The following is a 20,905-nucleotide window of genomic DNA, read 5'->3' as shown; positions in this document are numbered from 1 at the left end:
TCTATAGTAATAGCCAGCTTACGGCATCTTCCAAATTGGTAAATATGCGAAATGTATTTCTGGTGCTAAGCTCGGAAACCATTTCCTGAAAACGCACAGGAAAATTCTGCCCGCCTTTTATAGTTACAGCTACTTTGATATAGTTTCCAAACTTCTGTAGCACGGCGCCGGCAAGGCCTGTCCTTAACTTCACGAAATCATCTGAAAGGCTATCGCCGTCCAGAACCACTGCGTTCGTGTCATGTTCAATACAAAGTGAAATAATGTCAAGGGCATCTTGCTCCCTATGAATTAAGGAGCCTCTGCTTGTGAGATACAGATATCTTTTCCCTTGTCTTTCCACTATTTGATAGTTCATTGTTGATTCCACCTCGTTGTTTTCTTTTTGTATGACAGCTTCCGTCATAATACTGCTCTCATCCGGCAGCCCTGCAATAAATTCTTTTACCTTTTGAACCCATTCAAGTTCGCTGGAATAAAAGGACAAGATATTTTCTCGTATCAAATCTAAGAACAAAACTTTGCCGGAAGGCTCTTGTTCAGCAAAATAGCATTTATCGAGTTCTCTTTCAGATAAAACAGCTTGCATCTTAACTACATCGGCATATGACGCCAGCATGTTTTCCAAATCACCACGTTTTAATTGATTAGCCAAAGCAAGTTTAATCAAAAATTGCTTTTTGAAAACCGCTACATCAGTCACGGAAAGCAGCCAGCTTTTAAACTCATGTAGGCCATCGTCGGTGATCGTGTAGATATTTTTTGACGGTGAGCCGTCTTGATGTTGCACCTCTTTTGTAACAAAGCCTTCGTCCAATAATTCAACAAATGCTTTATATATCTGGTTATTGTTTCCAGACCAATACATAAAAGGTGTATGCTGAATTATTTTTTTTATTTCGTATCCAGTCAATGGTTCTCGGTTTAGAAGTCCCAGGATTACATGGTTTAATGACATAATACATCTCCTCCAAATATCTATCATATGTTAATAGTATCATATGGTACGGAATAAGTCTAGAGAGTTTTTGCTTTTTAGACTGAAAGTCTGCTTTTGTTTGAAAAATATCATAGTACTTTGAACACAAAAGCCTCGCCGCTTGCCGGACAAAAGCCTACAGGCGGCGAGGTTTTGATGATAGGTGGTTGCACTTTTTCACGATACCCCTAATCTTTTCACGTAAGGTTGAAAAGTGCCGGAGTGCGGGTGCATCTTTTCACGAAATGGCCTCAAAAAAGTAAAAAAGCCGCCTGTCGAGGCGGCTCGATTTTTCACGCGTCAACATTGTACAATATTGACGTTTGTTTTTGTCTAATGACTCAAATATTGATACAATTTAACGATACATCCCTCTGTTTTACGAGGGGGTGCATTTTCTTTTTTGGGGGTGCATTTTTGCAAGGGGGTTCAGCGCCGTTCTACTATGTCGAGAAGATACTTTGTTTCAAGAAATCCGGGATAATGATATTCGGTTTTTAGTACTTTTTGATATCTGGAGTAGCGGCCAAAACGCTAATTTTTTTACATAAAGTGGTTTAATGAAATCGTTCTACCAGGAGGAATAACAAGAAATTCCGTGTCCCACTCCCCGTTAACCAATCTCTCAAAATAACGCAAAGATCCTTGGACTTCACAAAACTTAACCTTAAGAAAACCTGCCACTTCCTTACTGTATTTCACATCTTCATCACAGTCTCCCACAGTATGAATAAACACTACCCTCTGATAATTTTTATATTCTTCTTCAATTAACCAACGGGCATTATCTTCTCCATATTTATCACAATACTCATAGAATTCGGACATAGGGTCACCTTTTTGCTTAATCCAACCCTTACTTAAATAAATAGTTGCTGGATGCTTTTCAAATTGGGCATCATACTGATTTCTTGAACCCAGCAGCAGACTGATGCAATCATGTACCCTAGGCACCACTATTTTATGCTTTTGGGAGCTCAAACCGGCTACCCCGTTGGAACATAATCCATACCCAAACAGAAGAGTATCATATTCTTCCGCTTCCTCAATTCTTTTCTTAAGCTGCCCGCGCAGCTTATCAGGAGTACGGTGCAACCTATATTCCAAAAATTCATGATCTATATTTCCGGGCAGTATTTCAAGTATCTCATCCTCCAAGGTTTGGCAAGCAAAAATCTTCGTATTATTCATTATTAACCTCCCAAAAATCATTGATAGTCTTTATAGACATAATGCCGGTAATGCAACATAACTCACAATACTTTGAAAACATTATTTTATTCAATTTTTCTCGGAATTGCCAACGAACAAGGTACACCAACCATGCATTTTCCGCATGTATCTCCCAAACCAATTGGATATTCCGGAACAATCTTGTCATAAATTTGTTCATTACACTTTTTACGATCAAAAAACACTTTACTATTTTGTAGTTGGAAAGTATTATTAACACATTTTTTTATACATTTTTTGCATGTACCGTTATACTTATAAAGACAATACTCCTCATCTGTTCTCGTTGTGGGGGTTAACTCAATATCAGTTATAACACTCCCTAATCTTCCACAACACCCGCTCTTCGTAATGAACATGTTATGGAGTCCAAATTTACCTATTCCCGAAATATATGCAACACTTCTATGGGACCAGTCACTGATCAATTTTTCCTCATCATAATTATACGTGGCAGGAAGTAATGACGCCTTGAAGCCTTTGGCAGTTATCTTTTCATATAGGTATTTGCATAAATCGTTAATTAAATTGTTAGTTTCAATGTTTGAAATGTCCCACTCCCTTGAACTTTCTTCTCCAAGAATGTTACTATCAACAACTTCCTTAGAAAAAGGTATAAAGAAGACTATTACAGACTTAGCATTTGGAACAAGATCCGAAGGAAGAGCGTGATTGGGTCCAATCAATTCCTTTAATTTTGGGAATAATGGATCCTGGGCATCAGCAAATCCAATTACAGGATCTCGCCAATCAGTTTCTGTTTTCTTTGAAGCTTTATAATTCCTCACATATCCCACAATTAACTCCACAATTTCGTTATTCACATTTCTTCCCCCAAGATCAAAGTATCGTTTTGCTCAATGCAGTAATACCGATGATTCTTTCTGGTTTATTCTGATGACTGTAAGAAGTGATCGACAGGTTCATCTGCCGAATTTATGATTCCGCTGCTGCAATAATTCTCGCCAATTTCAAATTTATTTCATCAGGCAATATCGCCTGGGGGCTATGGTTATCGATCAAGTATTTGACCTTGGCATTGAGCCGCTCGCCCATCGTTGTCTTTCCATCCTTCACCCAAACATCATACTTGTTTCTATCGAGGAGCGTTGGACGCCATAGTTCCCGGAAATGCTTAAAGGTATGATCTTTGTCAAAATAGTTGCCCCGAGGTCCAGCTTGGCCTATGACATCAGTGGCAAGTGACTCGTCTGTGATGGTCAGACCCATCAGGAGCCTCCGGGCGTACCCGATGATCTCATCACACATCGCCAGCTGTTCCATGGATTCCAGCGTTCCGCCCTCCAGAAATCCATTATCGCTAATAAGGTTAGCACCCACAAAGCTCTGGGTCATAATTGAGAAGGCAGCCTCAATGGCCGCCTGTTGGTCAACGACCTTAGCGTCGGTACAGCCAGAAGCGCCCCACGTGGGGATATTATAATAATGGCCCATTTCCGCAAAAGCGGCATTCATTAATTGGAACTCAGGATTCCCGTAACTCATGATCATGGTTTTCATGTCAATTGGGCCGTCAACACACCCCATAAAGCAGGGCGCACCTTTCCTGACCAATTGGCTGAGTACAACCCCGAACATGGTTTCCGCAAGAGAGAGCGCAACCGTCCCGGCACCAGTCACTGGTGATGTCCCTCCTGACATGGGTGCACTGACATGACAATTTGGGATCATATTTTCCGCGCAATACATCAAGCATTCAATCGCCTCTTCTGTCTGAATCAACGGAGAAACGGCTGTTGTAAACCAGCAAACCGAGGGTCGTTCCACGAAAGAATCAAGACCTCCTGATACAGCAGCAACCATTTCTGTCATCGCCATCTGATTCTTCAGATTTTTTGCCCAATGTAAAATGGGCTTACGGGTATTGTTCATCATAATTTTGAGAAGGTGCAGATCATTTGTTTCTACAGGAGCATCGCTGATGGTACCAAAATCCGTGGCAAAATCGATGTTTGGCAGCGCATCAACAACCCTCATGGCATTAATTGTATCTGTGCTGGTGGGCCTCCGGCGTTCTCCGGTATAAGGATCCATGATGTAGACATTGGAAGAGCCTGGTCCAAAGTAGGAATTGTATCCGCTGAGATTAATTTTCTGATTGCCGTCACGGTCCCACAGCACGATTCTGGACGGCACAGAAACAAGAGCATTTTCCACCAAATAGGAAGGCAGCTTAACCAAGGATCCCTCCACGCGGGCTCCAGCCTGCTGTAAAATATTGATTGCCTTCTTGGATTGAACATGCATGCCGATATTCTCCATAATATCTAGAACTGAGTTATGGATATCCTGCATCTGATCATGGGACAGCAGGCCAAAACGTACTCCTTCATTAACGGTTTTATTGCTTCTGATCATTTAACTCTCCTCCTGATGGTTCGCTATAAAAGTGATCATATATCCAAACGTGATTATTGATACGCATTATCATAAAGCAATATTGATGCCAATTATTTGTTTTCTTTTCAGGAGAAACAAAAAGGCCATGCAGCAATAAAAGGCTATCAGCCCTTGCAGCTGTTGCCTGGGCACAAAATAGGCAAATCACAAATTTGGTTACCGAAAAGCAGAAAACATTCTTACGCCGCAAGATGTAAAATTATTTTTTACAATTACAAATTATTTTTACAGATGCAACGGTAAAAAGTGCTGATAATATTATCATTTGCGTATTTGTAAAAATATTTTTTCGTTTTTATTGCTATTTTGAATAATAATCAATATGATTAATATAATTAAACATCATAAATGAAAATATTTTTATACAGTTTTTTTCGCTGTCTATAAGGAGGTTATCTTGATGCTGGATCTATTGGAAGAAGAATTGGCATCCTTACGCAGAGAAAACCAGCTTTTGCATGCTATCATCGACCGTGTTTCAGATGGCGTATATGCTGCCGACAGAGAAGGCAATATCCTGGTTTATAACAAGGCCTTTGAGCAAATTGAGGGAACCAAACAAGTAAAGATGCTGGGCTGCAAGGACAGTGACATCTATCTCTCCGAAACACTGCCCGTCGATGATTATCAGCGTTCTGCTGTCCTAAAAGGTAAAAAGCCCATTCTCAACCAGTTCATATCCTACCTTTCGCCGGCAGGGAAAAAAGTGGATTTGGTCTTAAATTCATATCCCTATTTTGAAAACGGCGAAATTGCAGCGGTCTATGAAATTGGCCGGGACGTCTCTTCCGCTAATGAACTGATGCAGCAGTTAATGGATAATTTCGACAGACATCTCCCAAAAATGCGGCATAATGGCACCCAGTTCAGTCTGAATGACATCATCAGCGCCAGTCCGGTTATGACTAAAGTCATCCTTCAAGCAAAACGCATAGCCCAGACAAAATCTATTGTCACGATTATCGGCGAGACCGGAGTGGGTAAAGAGCTTTTCGCGCAGGGGATTCATAACGCCAGTCCTTTTGCCAATAAATCTTTTGTCGCGATCAATTGCGCAGCTATTCCGGATACATTAATGGAAGCCTTAATGATGGGTACTGTGAAGGGCGCTTTTTCCGGCGCCATTGATGCACCGGGATTTTTTGAGCAGGCTGAAGGAGGTACGCTCTTTCTGGATGAGATTAATTCCCTCAGCTTACATCTGCAGCCAAAACTACTGCGGCTGATGCAGGAGAAAACGGTAAAACGGCTTGGCGACAACCGCGAACGTCCCATTAAATGTCGTATTATATGCGCCTCCAACGAGGACTTGTTTGAAACTGTAAAAAAGGGCCAATTTCGCGAAGACCTGTTCTATCGGCTGACAACACAGCTCCTCTATATCCCGCCCCTCAGGCATCACAAAGAAGATATTCCTGTATTTCTTGATAGATTTATTTCTGAAATGAATACCGAATTATCCTTAAATATCGCCCGCATTGATCCCGCCATCATCGATCTGTTTTCAGAGTATCATTGGCCAGGTAATGTCAGGGAGCTAAGGCATACAATTGAATGCGCCATGACTTTCGCTCAATCGGCTGACACTACACTCAGTCTGGAACATATCCCTGCGATTTTACGGACAAGGATCAGTCAGCAAGGATTATCAACAAATCAGAGTATTTCACCTTTGATAGAACAAAATCAAAAGTTAAACGATTTTCTCGCGGTATGCGAAAAAATGTTCATTGAAGCAGCCCTGGCAAGAAGTAAAGGCGTTTCCTCAACCGCCGCCAAAAATATTGGTTTATCCCGACAAAATTTCAATTATCGTCTGCGTAAATTAGGTATCGGATACAACACCTCAGATCCATCCCATACTTAGCCATTGTCTAATTCCTTTAGATTCGTCTTCTTTTAATTCTATGGAAGTATATTTTAACGTTTTCTCAAACCTTTTAACGATGCCTATACTTTTCAACGATAGGTGGGATTTCTGCCGGCACTTACCCCTTGATTTCGGACAGTTAAAATGCATACTAAAATAGCTGCACCCCAAAATCGGACAGCATAAATGAACACCGAATTGTCCATAATATGGCAAGAGGTGATCAATTATGCGAAGTTTAGAAGAACAGGAAACAGCTCTGAATATGTACTTCAGAGATGGCGAAAGTTATCAATACATAGCGAAGACCATGAATATTCCGCTTGATACAATAAAATCATGGTGCCTTAGGTACCGAAAAAAGATGGGGATTCCACAGCGTGATAAGGCCGGACGCCGCAAAGAGGCTGTCCGCAAGGAGGACATTCACAGCCGTACCCCGAAAACCGATTCCCAAGAAGATCGTATAGCACGGTTGGAGATGGAGGTAGATCTGCTGCGAAATTTTCTCATACTGACAGAAAGAGGGTGAGAAAATCGCAATTTTACGCTATCATCAAGCGATTTACGGGAAAATATCCTGTTGCTGTAATGTGTAAGTTTTATGACGTTTCACGAAGCGGCTATTATGACTGGATGAATCGTGGGCAATGCGGGAATCCGGACAAGGATCTGATTGACTTAATTACCGAATGCCACAAACGACATAAGAGACGCTTCGGCTATCGGAGGATCGTCAAATGGCTCAAGCGCGAAAAGGGGCTGACTGTAAACCATAAAAAGGTGTGGCGGATTACAAGCAGGAACAATATGCTATCAGTTATCCGCCGTAAAAATCCGTTTAACTACAAGCCGAATGGAAACTTGCGTTACGAGAACGTAATGAATAGGGGATTTAGTGCGGACAGACCGAATCAAAAATGGGTGACGGACATATCCTATATTGTTGTGCCGGAAGGAACTCTGTATCTGTCGGCAATCCGAGATTTATGCGGCAACTTTATCGTGGCGCATAAGACGGCGAAGCGGCAGGATTACTTGCTCGTCAAAAATACGATAGAAGCGGCTGTCGCTTCTGAAACGCCGCCGAAAGACCTGATTCTTCATAGCGACGGCGGCGGGCAGTATCGATCGTGGGACTACCATTTTCAAGTTACTGAAAATGGTATAACTCCGTCCATGTCCAAGCCCGCAACACCTGGTGACAACGCGATGGCGGAAAATTTTTTCAGCACGTTCAAGACGGAGTGTATTTATCTCGAAAAGCCGAAAACGCTTACCGAAGCCGAGAGACTGACCGATGAATTTGTCCAATACTACAACTACGAGCGTATTCAGGGCAATGGCCTAACGCCTTTTGAGGAAAGGGAAGCCGCTGCAAGGCTCTCGGAGACGCCGTCCCCGAACCCCTGAGGTTTATCGCTTTTGTTTTCCTTACCGAATGAAAAGAGCGGTCAACCGACCGCCCCATTCGTATAAGCCAAACCTTGTAAGCCGCTCGGGTCGCTCCTCAGCGTTGCCCTATGTGCGCGTTGTTCCAGGTTAACCTGACCAGAAATGGTCAATAAAACCCTGGCAGAATGTGTTTAACATATCTGAACTCTGTAACCGAATTGGCAGGGGTAGTTCCTGCTACGGTCTGAATGCTAGCAGACCCGTCCCTGAAGCTTCGACGTGCACCTCCGGTTTACCACGAAAGTGTACGAAGCTCGATAAAGTCGGCGAAAACCGAACCTGCGATGGTAAGGGAATGTAGTCGGGGGGCTATAAAATGGCCATGCCTATTCACCGAAAATCTCCGTATGTAAGGCTCGTAAAATGCGGGATACCAAAATGAAGGTATTCACCCCCCAGTGGGGTCCATGCCGCAGACGTAAAAATATAGGGTTTTTTGTCTGTCTCACTCCCGAAGAGGGATGGGGCCTTGCGTCCAACTAGCAAAGGATAAAAAGGCGACTGGCGGGCCAGAGGAGAAGGCTAAAGTCACAGTGTAAAGCTAGGTTACGGGGAACAACGGAACCACAGGAGGGAATGTTAAAGTTGGTAAAGGCTGATATCCCTAAGCGGTAAGAAATGACCGCATTACCTGTGGGGCAGCAGCCCGTAGTAGTCCGAGCGCGGGAAAGTCGCGTACATGGCGAAGGGGCATAGTCAATCATACTAAATAAGCAAGTCAACTGTCAGGGAAGGCGTGGACCATAACTGACTAAAGCCAGCAGGACCAATACTCCATACAAAGGAGGACTGCTTGGAGCAACAATCTGACTATCCAATCTTGAAGAACGAATGGGATCTACACAACTACCTAGACGAACTTTATGCCAAAGCAAGAATGGCCAAAGAACGTGGAGAGAAACCGAAATTTAAAGGTCTGCTGGAGATTATCTCATCCCCAATTACTATTCAGACCGCAGTTCACAACATCAAGTCTAACAGAGGTGCAGAAACACCTGGTTCTGACGATACTACAATAAGGGATTTTCTGGAGAAGCCATTTGGGGAAGTAATTCATGCCGTACAAGAAGGCCTAAAGAACTACCAACCCATTCCAATACGCAGGGTGCATATACCAAAACCAGGAAAACAGGAAACACGCCCTTTAGGTATTCCATCCATTTTCGATCGGGTAATTCAGGAGTGTATTCGCCTTGTTATCGAACCCATCTTAGAGGCACAGTTCTTTAACCACTCTTATGGGTTTAGGCCATACCGGGATGCTCACATGGCCCTGGAAAGGATAACAAACATCGTTCACCAAACTGGGTATCATTGGGTCATTGAAGGCGATATTTCAAAATTCTTTGACACCATTAGTCATACTAAGTTAATCAAACAACTTTGGCATCTTGGTATCCGGGATCGACGCATTCTTATGTTGATTAAACAAATGCTCAAAACGGGGATAATGAACGAAGTCAAAGTTAATCCGGAGGGCACTCAGCAGGGTGGACTATGCTAAGCTTAGCATAGTCCACCCTATGCAAAGAAAGCAACTATGCAAAGTAAACGCTGAAAATCCTTTGTCTAAGCCATTTCTTCTTGCTTTACTTTGCATAGTCTCCGAGGATATTTATGAGAATCGCTCTCAAAAATATCATATCGGAGGTACTTTTATGGAGAAAAAACTCTTACCAGACCTGATTTCCGAACTGGAACAGGAGCTTCTGCGGCTTGGTTATACCAAGGGAAGCATGACTTTTTACCGCAGACGTTGGAACCAGCTGATGGCCTATGCACAGGACCGTGACGAATACTATTACACGGAACAGCTCGGCATGGACTTTGTTCAGGAATTCTTCGGCATCACCCATGATGACTTTGCAAGGACTCTACCGCAGGCAGAAACACAGGAACTGCGTGTTATCCGCATGATCGGCGATTTTCAGCTTCATCATGCGGTGCTCCGACGTTATCTGAAGCATAAGACAATCCTGACGGAACCATTCTTTCTGGAAATGAGCAGCCGATTTCAGGAACACTGTGAGAAAAAGGGCTATTCCAAAGCAACCACAGACCACTATGTGAAGCAGTCGTCCTACATGATGGATTATCTGGTCACACAGGAGATGAAAGATTTCAGCACTGTTACACTAGACGTCATTAATGCTTACATACGTACACTGGCAGGATTTACCTACAAGACTGTGGAGCAGCATATCTGTTCCCTGCGTGCTTTTTTCCGTTTCCTTTACCAGGAAGACCTTGTCCAGATTGATTTTGCCGCAAAAATGCCGATGGTGAAAGCCAGAAAGCAGACATCTATCCCTTCTGTATGGACGCACAAGGAACTGAAACAACTGATCAGTGCCATTGACCGTGGCAGCCCGAAAGGAAAACGGGATTATGCCATCATCCTGATTGCATGCCGGCTCGGTCTGCGCTGTACCGATATCAAAAACCTTTGTTTTGAAAACTTCAACTGGACAGAGAAGAAGCTCTGTTTCGTCCAGTCAAAAACAAGACAGCCCATGGAGCTTCCACTTGTACCGGAGGTCGGATGGGCAGTGATCGACTACCTGAAATACGGAAGGCCAAAGGTTGACAGCCCGTGTATCTTTGTGCGCCATATGGCCCCATTCCTTCCTTTTTCAGAAGGGGATCATCTGAATCAGCTGATAAAGGCATATATGGTAAAAGCACATATTCCGGTATCCAAAAAACACCGGGGAATGCACAGCCTGCGTCATACCATGGCCAGCGTACTTCTGGAAAAAGATACGCCGCTCCCCGTTATCTCTGATATTATCGGTCATCTGGATACGAATTCCACTGCCGTATATCTCAAGGTAGATATGAAACGGCTGGCAGAATGCCCGTTGGATTTCGAGGAGGTGCTCCGTCTTGGCTGAACCAGTTTTTACAGGACCATTCAAAAAGGAAATGCAGGATTTCATCTCGCTTAAGCACTCTGTCGGTTATAAATACAACACGGAACCCGGTATCTTAAAACGCTTTGATACCTATCTTGCAGTGAAATATCCGAAAACGGACACTCTTTCCAAAGAAGCCGTGACTGGCTGGTGTTCCAAAACAATGCATGAAACAGCTGCAAACCATTGCTCCCGGGCTTCTGTCGTACGTCAGTTCTCAAAGTACCTGGGCAGCATCGGGATCAATGCATGGATACTTCCAAAGAATTATTATCCGTCCGGCCAGCAGTATGTGCCTCATATTTACACTCCAGATGAGCTAAGACGTTTCTTTGCAGAGACGGACAAATGCCACTATTGTTCGGAAGTCCCATACCGCCATCTGGTCATGCCCGAGTTCTTCCGGATGCTTCTTTCCTGTGGCCTGCGATGCTCGGAAGCCCGGCTGCTGACTGTTGGGGATGTCGGTCTGGATCAAGGTGTACTTACCATCCGTGATTCTAAGAACCACAACAGCCGTCTGGTTCCTATGCCGGAATCCATGACACTAAGGCTCCAGAAGTATGCCAAGGAAGTCCATCTTTTTACTGAACCGGAAAGGTACTTGTTCCCCGGTTATGGCGGAAAGCCGATGACGGTCGGAAACGTTTATAAGAACTTCCGCCGTTTTCTCTGGAAAGCGGGCATCTCCCATACCGGTGACGGGCCAAGGGTCCATGACTTAAGGCACGCATACTGTGTTTACCGTCTGAAAGAATGGGCGGAGCATGACCAGGATCTCATGGTGCTGATTCCGATGATGCGTACCTATCTTGGGCATCAGACTTTCAATGAAACTGCCTACTACCTCAGATGGACAGCCGATGTTTTTCCAGATATACGGGTGAAGCTGGAAAAGTGCTTAGGGGATATCATTCCGCAGATGGAGGATTTCTCCCATGAGACCGACTGATTTCTCCATGCATCTGACCGATTTCCTGTCGGATTATCTTCCTATACAGAAGAACGTCAGCCGAAATACCATCAAATCTTACCGGGACACTTTTAAACTGCTCATTCTTTTCTATGAAAGAGAAGAAGGAATTCCGGCTGAAAAGCTCACGATGAAGAAGCTTTCATCCGAACTGATTGAGCGGTTCCTGAACTGGCTGGAAACAGAAAGAAAAAGCTCCATTTCCACGCGTAACCTGAGACTGACTGCCATCCACTCGTTTTTCCGGTATGCCCAGTCAGAATCTCCGGAATCCCTGTATCACTATCAGAAGGTGCTTGCCATTCCGGTAAAAAAGAAACGGCAGGCCGTAGTGGAACATCTATCACCGGAAGGAATTAAAATCCTGCTGGAACAGCCGGATAAAACCACCGCACAGGGACGTCGAGATCTTACACTGATGAGCCTGATGTATGACAGCGGAGCCAGAGTGCAGGAAATTATTGACCTTACGGTAAAAGACTTTGTTCCCGGGAGCAATCCGGTACTGATACTTACTGGAAAAGGCAATAAAACCCGTCGGGTTCCCATCATGAAGAATACGGCGGTGCTCGTGGAAAAGTATATTTCTGAGAACAGGCTTGATCTGGCACATAAGGCCAGCCATCCGCTCTTTACGAATAAGCAGCACAATAAGCTGACGAAAGAAGGAGTTGCCTATGTCATCAACAAATATGCTGTCATCGCACATGAATCATCTGAAAAAGTGCCTGAAAAAGTGCGGTGCCATATGCTCCGGCATTCCAAGGCGGTACATCTGCTGCAGGCCGGTGTGAATCTGATCTATATCCGTGACTTTCTCGGCCACAGTGACATCAAGACTACCGAGCTTTATGCAAGAGCCGATGCCGAACTCAAACGTAAAGCACTGGAAAACGCCTATCCGGATTTGGTGGATTCCAACCTGCCAGACTGGAGTAAAAACAGCAACCTGATGGAGTGGCTTTCTGAGCTGTAACAGTAATAAGCAGAATACTATGCGAAGTAAAACCAGGAAGAATGCCTTATTTTAAAGGAAAATGGCTCTTTCTTTGCATAGTCTTCTACTTTGCATAGGGTGGACTATGCTAAGCTTAGCATAGTCCACCCTGGGGCGTACCTGCTTCTGTACTTAATTTGACACCTTTCTCGACAGCACCGGATTTGAGCGACATCCATATTTGTTGCCGCATTGTCGGAGTTGTATAGGGTTTAATTAATTCGTAGAGCCTTTCGTGAGAGATGTTATCAAAACATCCTTTGATATCACCATCGATAAGTATTCTGGTCTTCTTTGTATTCACAGTACACATCCAGATTAATTCAAGGCAATCTCGCGTACACCTTCCAGGCCTGAATCCAAATGAGTTTTTATTTCCCCATACCGAGTATAGTGGCTCCATGATCAGTTGGAATATCTTTTGTTGTATTCTTTCATGAATCGTTGGAATTCCAAGTGGTCTTTTCTTGCCATTTTTCTTCGGGATGTAGACCCTTTTAACAGGTTTCTTCTCGACCTTAAGGTATGAACGATTGGCAGCTTTCGCTCTTTCTTTATCCGAAAGTATGGTCACGCCATCAATGCCTGAAGTTTTCTTTCCGTCGTTTATTCGCGTGACCTGTTCAATAGCAACTACTTTGCAGGAATATGAATGCAGCATAAGCCTCATAATCTGGTTTATTCTTTTACCTTCTCTTGCAGCAGCCGCTTTTACTAATCTGCGTTGGAGGTTACGTACATTTAGATGTGCTTGTTCCGTAGGTATAGCGTAAAGATTATCTCTTTTCACTGCTATGCTCTTTTTATCTCCTTGTAACAGTTTTTCAAAGCTCGATAGCTACAGAGGCTTCCCTCTGTTTCCTCAGCCATAGAGTTAGACTCCTTAGGCTCTCCTGAACTCTCGGCAAGATGACTTGTATAGGTTAGGCTCCTCCTTTACTCCGGATGATTTTGAACTATCGCTGTAGTAATTTGTGAATACCGCAGCCACCATCAAAACATACCCGATCATGCCCCAAGGTACGCTCCCAATAACGAAGCTTCTAGCAGAGGTTCACTTTCGTTTAACCATACTATACTCACGGGTGTTCGTCTCAGCATGGGCGTTAGCTTGACAAATTCACCATTTCTCATTGCTCCCCACATCCCCGTTTCCAGAAATGCAGTTATGATTAGTTTCAAGGGGATAGTCTCCCTTGGTAGGTATCGCAACCTACTCCATCATGCCTACGTTCAGGCGCACCACAAAATTATTGATACTCCCTTATCATGATAAATAATATCCATCCTTTCATTTATTAAATTAGCCCATGCATTTTTGCGATTCTAATTGCAGAAATTTTTCCATTTGCTTCAAGTTTTTGATAGATATTCTGAAGGTGCGTTTTGACAGTACCCGCCGAAACAACTAAGTGCTTTGCTATTTCTTCCCTACTTAAGCCCTCAGCAGTAAGTGCTAGTACCTCTGTTTCTCTTTGAGACAGCCTGATACTGCTTGTCTGACTGTTTTGGAGGCTCTTACAGTATTGTTCGCAGCAGGATAATACCTTTATGAAATATTTATTGTATGAACTGGTATGTACAATTTGTTTTAGGATTTCAATAATATAGGGAGCATTCTCAGCAAAAGGCATCACGATATCATCCGCCTGACCTTTAGCCAGTACTGCCCGTAACGCAGCTGCTCCTTCGTTTATTCCGTGCAATGATATTTTGCAACTGCCTCAAAAATACCATTATGTATAAAACCTAGTTGATTGTTGTATATTGCAAAATGCTCCTGAAAACTTTCTGTAAGTACTTCAAGCTCCAAATATTTGCCAGAAAGCATGACAGCCTTTCCATAAATGATATAGCTGAAGGCAATCCCCTGAAAAAACATATCAGCTTCGGTCATCTCTCCTGATTGCAGCCACCAGGGAATTTTTTCAGATTGGCCAAGACAGGCATATATATAACCTTTGCACAATTCAATCGCGCTATTGTGTATGGGGTTATTCATTTCTGATATATCATTCTCAAGCTGTTTTAACATATCTATGGCTTCATTAATTTTGCCCTGTATGATATATAATTTCATCAGGTTAAAGGTTGCACAGATAATAATACTTGTCTGGTCTTTTGTACGGGCTTTGTAAATTGTTTTGAAGCTAGATATTTCCGCATTTGACCAATCTCCGGTCTCCAAGGCATATTCAGCTTCTGCTAAATAATCTGAACCTGTTCCGTTTCCATTTGCAAAGGTGGAGTATACTACATATTTATCGGCTACAATCTGCATGATGCTTTTCAAGGTGCCCTGGTCCCTGAAATAAATATAAAGTAAATTTATTTCATCATAATTAACAAATGCATTTTCATGATGCAATTTTTTTAATATTTCAAGAGCTTTTTTTCCTGAGTAACAAATAAGGCTTGATCTGCAGTAAAGCTATTCATGATCGAAAGATCTAAAAGAAAATTCTGAATTTGGCTTTCATAAGCATTAAACATTGCCTTTTCAATCAACTCGTCAATAAAGCTGCTCATTCCAACAGGAATACCTTTTTCCAGCCCCATCAGAATGATATAGATCAGGGAAATCCATCCATCGGTATACTCATTGATTTTTCTGAAATTGTCCTCTGAGATCATATCTGACATCATTGTGCAGTAGTCACGGATTTCATGGTAATTGAATTTTAATTGCTGCTGGGATATCACATTGCATATACCCTTAAACCATAATTCTGTAAAATTCATGTTACTAGTAGATCTGGTGATGATTACTATAAAAAGGCTTGAAAAAACTCCGGGAATGGATAGCTGCATAATATGCATACAAAATGAGCATGTAAACAAAATTAGATGTGGAAAAAAATAAAACAAGAAGCAACTGAGTTAAAGGAGGCCTTAACATGGATAGTAATTTGTTCAGAAAAAGCTCGATTGAGCGTATTTCTTCACCGGAACAGCTGTTTGAGCCTACTTTTAATAATGCTTCGTACCCCTCATAATGGTGGCAGTATTATACTTTATCATTTTCTGCTATTCATACTTCTTCTCGATTACATCGGAAAAAAACAGATCCGAAAATGAGCAAAAGCAAAAATGAAACTCAAGCTGAAAGAGAAAGAAAGCTGTATTGGCGCTTAGCAGATATGAAAGTAATGGTTGAGAAGGAGTGAAACTGAGAGTATGATAAGTATATCACATTTATCGGAAACCTATGGCAGCCTTGAGGTTATAAAGTCCGGAATTGATGATATAAGCTATGCAATTATTAATAATTTTGCTGAAACATTAAGGAAGAATACCTAAACAACAAGAACACAATATCAATGGAAATAAAGAAAAATTTAAGGAGGAGAAAAAAATGAAAAGTGATGTACTAAAGCTTGATGGTACAATAGAACTAAATGAAAAAGCGTTTGTTAAGGTAGAAGCTCTGGCAAACTATTATGGGTTTGATTCAAGAGACGTACTTATTGTCAGACTTCTTGCAGAGGAGGGTACAAAGGCAATTTCCAATATCCTGCGATTCAATAATGGAGAACTATGGGTTGAAACAAGTGATAAGGATTTTGATATACATATAAAGGTAAATACTTTTCTTGAGGAAAATCAAAAAAAAGATTTTATAGCTATGTCAAAAGATAAAACCAATACGCCTAAAAAAGGAATTCTTGGCAGAATAAGCATGATTATGGATGAAATATTTTTTGGTGCAGGTATGCAGGCTACTGGTTGCTGCTATGATTTAAGCTGCTCTGTGATTCCTTATTATTGGTCGATGAGCGAATCATGGAATTCTGATAAGAAGGAAGACAAGTCGATAAAAGATGAATTTGAGGGTATTGAACAATCTATAATAGAAAAATTTGCGACCGATATTAATGTAACAGTTTTAACCAATAATGCAGAGCTTGTTATAAAAAAATCAAAATAAGAAGAGAATGGAGAATTATTGTGGATATAAAAAGAACTAAGAATGAAAATGTAATAACCTTGACACTTTCGGGCAGACTTGATTCTGTAACCAGCAGCAAACTGGGGGAAGAACTTTCAAAGGTATTTGAAGAGGGGTCAATAGATCTTGTCTTTGATTTTGAAGCATTGGATTATATAAGCAGTGCAGGGCTTAGAGTGCTCCTTACAGCACAGAAGAAAATGAATGCACTTGCTACAACAATGAAAGTTATCAATGCAAACGAAAATGTTAAGGAAGTGTTTGAAGTGACTGGTTTTGCGGGAATACTAACTATTGAATAAGCAATGCAGCCAATAAGATATACTTTGTGAATGAAGTGAAAATCAATCAAATTTCTATTGTTCAACAAACCAGGAATTTGTGTCTATCCTAATAAGAGATAAGGTGATTTATAGATATTAAGTTTTGCAAAAAGCCAAATAAGTCTGTTTCATATCACTTGGGATGGGGGTAAGGAATGTTTGATTTTACAAAGTATGATTTTTCCAAGGAGGCAAGATTTAGAGATGAACTTTTTAATAAAATGAAAAAATCATATGAAAAATCACAAAATAGAGTAATCGAGCTGTCAGATGATGCACTGAATGCGGTTGCGGCTGCATCTGAGCATTTTTGTAAAGAACTATGTCCATTTGCAAATATACGATGTGAAGACTGTGAAAATCATATTAAAATTGATAGTAGGACAAGCTGCATCCGAAGGTATTTAAAAAGATAAATCTACAAAGAAGATTGAAGGCTTAGATTTTCACAATTCTCACACTAATGAAAATAGTTTAATCATAGGATGATTCCAGGATTTATGATACAACCATATTGAAAGAATGTATTATATAAGAGATAGATTATGATATGATGATAGCATGTGGGGGATGATCGTATGAAGCTTGATAACGGGAACACAAAAAGACTTTGTTATATCGATTGGCTGCGGGTAACGACAGAAAATTAAAGAATAAACAAAGTCTAAATTTGTTGGTCCGGTTGGCAGCAGAGTTTAGATAATCTCAAAAATCTTTTTTTCACTATTAATCCACAAATTTTAGAAGAAGAACTGTGAAAAAATCCATAGTTCTTTTTTGTTTAAAGATATTATAGAAAGTTTAGTAGGTCTTGACATTTACATGGAAGGAATAACCATGAGATTTCAATTGCCAATAGGTATTATAATAAAAAGTAAAAAATGTTGGTGGGATGATAAGTTTTGTTAAACATTAATCCAATAACCCTGGCGCTAGTTTTGATTGCAGCTTTACCAGTCATAATAGGTGCTTTTAAGCAATTTACCAGAGAAGGGGTTCGCCGCTCTCTTTGGTCTTTGTTTGACAATCTGCTTTTTTTAGCAGGGTTGTTTTTTTCCATATACCTGACCAAAGGGGTCTTTTTTGATCATACCAGCGGGTGCTTCAAGGAAATCTATAGCCTGATTCCGCCAGACATCCAGACCCTTCTCTATGGACAGGATGTTCTGATTTATATAGTGATCGTACCCATAATACTATTATTGATCTCGTCTATCCTGCGACTGTTTCAAGGTGTATTTTACCGATCTGTTCTGTGCCCGTTGTCTGACGGATTGTATTCTTTGTTAGCCGCCGGGGGTCAAGTTGTAAAAAGTATTACCGGGGCTGTGATACAGGTTCCCAGAGTGGCGGTTTTTGTTTTTCTGGCAGGTATGGCACTTAATTTCTTTTCTTATTATAATCCATCTCCGGCGTTATCTGGTTGGATGAATCAATCAGGTATTTATCAAAAACTGCATGCAGAAGTATTATCTCCGGTTCTTAATTCTAATTTAGCTAAAAACATTCCGGTTATTATAAATGAATCTATAGCCGATACCATGAAAATAGTTATTCCGGACGACAGCCAGGGATATGAAACCGATCCATCGTTACAGCAACCAGACAACGGCCTTATCATTAAGTACTTTAATGGGGTCACCCTGGACAAAGCTGTTCAGTCCAATGCGGATATTAATCAGACTGCCAGCGTAATAGTGGGTAATGAGAAAAGCAGTACCAGGAAAGCATATTTAATTTATCGATGGATAGTTGGAAATATTGACTACGATTATAACAAAGCAGTTGAAGTGAATCGTGGTACTAATCAAATTGATTCAGGATCAATCATTGCGTTTAATACCAGAAAAGGCATATGTTTTGATTATTCGTGTCTCTATGTATCAATGTGTCGGGCAGTAGGTCTAAAAGTCCGCCTGGTTACAGGGCTGGGATACAACGGAACTGCATGGGGCGGTCACGCTTGGAATCAAGTTTATTCTTCCGATGAAGGAAGATGGATAAATGTCGATACTACTTTTGGGCGCAATGGAAACTACTTCGATAAACCTGATTTTATTGCTGATCACAGATCCTCTGAAATTCAGGGGGAATGGTAAGAAAAAACTCCTTGCTTGCGGCGGGAGTATATGTAATTAATACTAGGTGTGTAAATCATTAAAATACAGAAATTATCACAACCGCTTTTAAGCCGTTTGGGATGGATACGTTAAGTAAAAAAGTTTTTCGATTTTAGAAGAAAGAAGATGACATTGTGAAGCTAATTACGGAACGTTGGGATAGAGCTAATTTTTCTTTTTGACATAAAAAAATAGCTTTCAATGATAATTTGATTATCATGAAGGCTATTTTATATAAAGCTGTAGTTTTACTCAGCAGCTTCCGCATCTGCCTTAGTTGCATGAACAGTTCCCTTTGGATGCTGAGGGGGCGCATAAATGGAATACAATTTAATTGGTTTATTGCCAGTATTGATTAGATTGTGCCATGTTCCAGCAGGAATAAAGATCGCATAGTCATCAGACGCTTTTTCTTGAAAATATAGCCTATCCTTTCTATCACCCATCTTTACAATCCCCTGGCCTTCTTCAATACGTATGAATTGATCATGATCGATATGTATTTCCAAGCCAATGTCCTCCCCAACAGGAATGCTCATCAAGGTAAGCTGTAGATGATTTCCTGTCCATAAAGCAGTACGGAAATTGTTATTTTGTTTAGTAGCCTCTTCGATATTAACTACAAACGGTGCCGGCCCATAATCTTTCAAAATAATAGGACCATTATTTGATTGATTAACAGGTGGATTATACTGTTTAGTAGACTGGTTTGGAAAGCTAGAGTTTTGCATTGGTTCGTTGCGGTAGTAGGGATATGAATACATATTACAAACATTGTTCATATTGCCCGGGTTATACCTTGTTGGGCAAAAGTAATAAGGACAAGGATACGGATTATACGGAAAATACATTTTTGTTCATCCCTTTCACAGACTTTTTATGTTATCATATGTTCTCTACGTTCGGGATGTGTATGAACCCATACATTGGAGTTGGATTTTGCTAATATTCATAGTCAAGCCCATCTAATATTATTTATAACGTTAATTAGTATCAAAGTTTGAGTTTAATCATCTTAAATAAGTTCTCAATCTTTGATACAACTGGAGTCCATTGATACAAGAGATTTTCGGCATTTTAGAGCAAATTGGCACTGTTTAAAAGCGGCGCTTTTTCTGTTCTTGCACCACATCGTGGCGCAGAACCCCTAAAACGCACAAGTCAAAATGCACCCCTTGGGGGTATTTTATTTCACTGTCCATTTTTAGGGGCTCTGTTCAGTCTAAGAGAGATTTAAGTTTTTTAAGCTTTGTTTTATTTGGATAAGGCAAACTGGTCTATGGTCCTTTCTTCATGAGAAATGGCATGAACCATAATAAGATCATCCTCAACATTTACAACTACAAAGTGATATTCAGGAATTGGAGGGACAATAACCCCTTTTTTACTGGAATATGCGTCGCTTAACGGTGCTCCCCCTCCGCCGGTTACAACTTGATAAACTTCTCTGTTATATTGATACCTTCTGGTACTAAACCTGCTAAGAAAAAGCCCTCGCATCTATATTCGCCTAACTTGCCAATAAAAACTGGGATGGTGCACATTCTGTGGAGCATCCCAGTTTCATTTAGTCAAGCAAACTTTTTTTAACCCCATGTTTGTCCCCCTTTCGCCAGTGTTTTAATTACCTGACAAAAGTCAGACTCTCCAGAGATTCTGCCATCCCCTTT

Annotated in this window: 20 protein-coding genes; 11 read left to right on the top strand and 9 right to left on the bottom strand. The window is 41.3% G+C overall.

The window, feature by feature from the left end:
• Nucleotide 1 precedes the first annotated feature (1 nt).
• The 4 genes from DCMF_RS29695 to DCMF_RS14515 all read right to left on the bottom strand — a co-directional run bounded on the left by DCMF_RS29695 (nt 2) and on the right by DCMF_RS14515 (nt 4,591).
• Nucleotides 2–958 carry a DUF4180 domain-containing protein gene (locus DCMF_RS29695; RefSeq protein WP_236860281.1) on the bottom strand — a complete coding sequence of 319 codons (957 nt, stop codon included), beginning with the start codon at nt 956–958 and terminating at the stop codon, nt 2–4.
• A 564-nt stretch (nt 959–1,522) separates the two neighbouring features.
• Nucleotides 1,523–2,170, bottom strand: a complete 648-nt coding sequence (locus tag DCMF_RS14525) for a DUF1638 domain-containing protein (RefSeq protein ID WP_214659354.1) — start codon at nt 2,168–2,170, stop codon at nt 1,523–1,525.
• An 86-nt stretch (nt 2,171–2,256) separates the two neighbouring features.
• Nucleotides 2,257–3,036, bottom strand: a complete 780-nt coding sequence (locus DCMF_RS14520; protein ID WP_148135085.1) for an epoxyqueuosine reductase — start codon at nt 3,034–3,036, stop codon at nt 2,257–2,259.
• A 112-nt stretch (nt 3,037–3,148) separates the two neighbouring features.
• The gene (locus DCMF_RS14515) at nt 3,149–4,591 is read right to left on the bottom strand and encodes a trimethylamine methyltransferase family protein (RefSeq protein ID WP_148135084.1); all 1,443 of its coding nucleotides are present in this window, start codon (nt 4,589–4,591) and stop codon (nt 3,149–3,151) included.
• A 442-nt stretch (nt 4,592–5,033) separates the two neighbouring features.
• On the opposite strand from DCMF_RS14515, the gene DCMF_RS14505 reads away from it, so the two are divergent.
• The 7 genes from DCMF_RS14505 (at nt 5,034) to DCMF_RS14475 (ending at nt 12,822) form a co-directional block, all read left to right on the top strand.
• Complete coding sequence (locus tag DCMF_RS14505; protein WP_148135082.1) at nt 5,034–6,500, top strand: sigma-54 interaction domain-containing protein; 1,467 nt, start codon at nt 5,034–5,036, stop codon at nt 6,498–6,500.
• 232 nt (nt 6,501–6,732) lie between these two features.
• Nucleotides 6,733–7,035 (top strand): sigma factor-like helix-turn-helix DNA-binding protein, encoded by a 303-nt coding sequence (locus tag DCMF_RS14500; protein WP_148135081.1) that lies wholly within the window; start codon nt 6,733–6,735, stop codon nt 7,033–7,035.
• Nucleotides 7,032–7,916 (top strand): IS3 family transposase, encoded by an 885-nt coding sequence (locus tag DCMF_RS14495; RefSeq protein WP_148135080.1) that lies wholly within the window; start codon nt 7,032–7,034, stop codon nt 7,914–7,916. The genes DCMF_RS14500 and DCMF_RS14495 overlap by 4 nt, the downstream gene beginning before the upstream one ends.
• 835 nt (nt 7,917–8,751) lie before the next feature.
• The gene (locus tag DCMF_RS14490; RefSeq protein WP_214659353.1) at nt 8,752–9,462 is read left to right on the top strand and encodes a reverse transcriptase domain-containing protein; all 711 of its coding nucleotides are present in this window, start codon (nt 8,752–8,754) and stop codon (nt 9,460–9,462) included.
• A 154-nt stretch (nt 9,463–9,616) separates the two neighbouring features.
• Nucleotides 9,617–10,852, top strand: coding sequence for a site-specific integrase (locus tag DCMF_RS14485; protein WP_148135079.1), 1,236 nt, complete (start codon nt 9,617–9,619; stop codon nt 10,850–10,852).
• Nucleotides 10,845–11,825, top strand: coding sequence for a tyrosine-type recombinase/integrase (locus DCMF_RS14480; RefSeq protein WP_148135078.1), 981 nt, complete (start codon nt 10,845–10,847; stop codon nt 11,823–11,825). Before DCMF_RS14485 ends, DCMF_RS14480 begins: the two co-directional genes overlap by 8 nt.
• Nucleotides 11,812–12,822, top strand: coding sequence for a site-specific integrase (locus DCMF_RS14475; RefSeq protein WP_148135077.1), 1,011 nt, complete (start codon nt 11,812–11,814; stop codon nt 12,820–12,822). Before DCMF_RS14480 ends, DCMF_RS14475 begins: the two co-directional genes overlap by 14 nt.
• 115 nt (nt 12,823–12,937) lie before the next feature.
• On the opposite strand, the gene DCMF_RS14470 is transcribed toward DCMF_RS14475, so the two are convergent.
• The 4 genes from DCMF_RS14470 to DCMF_RS14455 all read right to left on the bottom strand — a co-directional run bounded on the left by DCMF_RS14470 (nt 12,938) and on the right by DCMF_RS14455 (nt 15,546).
• Entirely contained in the window at nt 12,938–13,633 is a 696-nt protein-coding gene (locus DCMF_RS14470; protein WP_148135076.1) for a reverse transcriptase N-terminal domain-containing protein, read from the bottom strand.
• Between the two features lie 508 nt (nt 13,634–14,141).
• Nucleotides 14,142–14,477, bottom strand: a complete 336-nt coding sequence (locus DCMF_RS14465; RefSeq protein WP_236860333.1) for a response regulator transcription factor — start codon at nt 14,475–14,477, stop codon at nt 14,142–14,144.
• A gap of 59 nt (nt 14,478–14,536) precedes the next feature.
• Nucleotides 14,537–15,136 carry a tetratricopeptide repeat protein gene (locus tag DCMF_RS14460; protein ID WP_214659352.1) on the bottom strand — a complete coding sequence of 200 codons (600 nt, stop codon included), beginning with the start codon at nt 15,134–15,136 and terminating at the stop codon, nt 14,537–14,539.
• Between the two features lie 80 nt (nt 15,137–15,216).
• Nucleotides 15,217–15,546: a hypothetical protein gene (locus DCMF_RS14455; protein WP_214659351.1), complete on the bottom strand. Its 330-nt coding sequence runs from the start codon at nt 15,544–15,546 to the stop codon at nt 15,217–15,219.
• A 652-nt stretch (nt 15,547–16,198) separates the two neighbouring features.
• Here DCMF_RS14455 and DCMF_RS14450 point away from each other — a divergent pair.
• From DCMF_RS14450 to DCMF_RS14435, 4 genes are all read left to right on the top strand, one after another.
• A complete protein-coding gene (locus DCMF_RS14450; RefSeq protein ID WP_148135072.1) occupies nt 16,199–16,771 on the top strand; it encodes a hypothetical protein in 573 nt (190 codons plus the stop codon).
• A gap of 20 nt (nt 16,772–16,791) precedes the next feature.
• Nucleotides 16,792–17,094 carry an STAS domain-containing protein gene (locus DCMF_RS14445; protein ID WP_148135071.1) on the top strand — a complete coding sequence of 101 codons (303 nt, stop codon included), beginning with the start codon at nt 16,792–16,794 and terminating at the stop codon, nt 17,092–17,094.
• A gap of 176 nt (nt 17,095–17,270) precedes the next feature.
• Nucleotides 17,271–17,531 (top strand): hypothetical protein, encoded by a 261-nt coding sequence (locus DCMF_RS14440; RefSeq protein ID WP_148135070.1) that lies wholly within the window; start codon nt 17,271–17,273, stop codon nt 17,529–17,531.
• 486 nt (nt 17,532–18,017) lie between these two features.
• Complete coding sequence (locus DCMF_RS14435) at nt 18,018–19,214, top strand: transglutaminase-like domain-containing protein (protein ID WP_148135069.1); 1,197 nt, start codon at nt 18,018–18,020, stop codon at nt 19,212–19,214.
• Between the two features lie 269 nt (nt 19,215–19,483).
• On the opposite strand, the gene DCMF_RS14430 is transcribed toward DCMF_RS14435, so the two are convergent.
• A complete protein-coding gene (locus DCMF_RS14430) occupies nt 19,484–20,086 on the bottom strand; it encodes a cupin domain-containing protein (RefSeq protein WP_148135068.1) in 603 nt (200 codons plus the stop codon).
• Between the last annotated feature and the right edge of the window lie 819 nt (nt 20,087–20,905).

The organism is Candidatus Formimonas warabiya, assembly GCF_002777255.1.
GTDB classification, from domain to species: domain Bacteria; phylum Bacillota; class Dehalobacteriia; order Dehalobacteriales; family Dehalobacteriaceae; genus Formimonas; species Formimonas warabiya.
The sequence above is the reverse complement of the archived record's forward strand: the minus strand, read 5'-3'. Positions and strand labels throughout refer to the sequence as shown.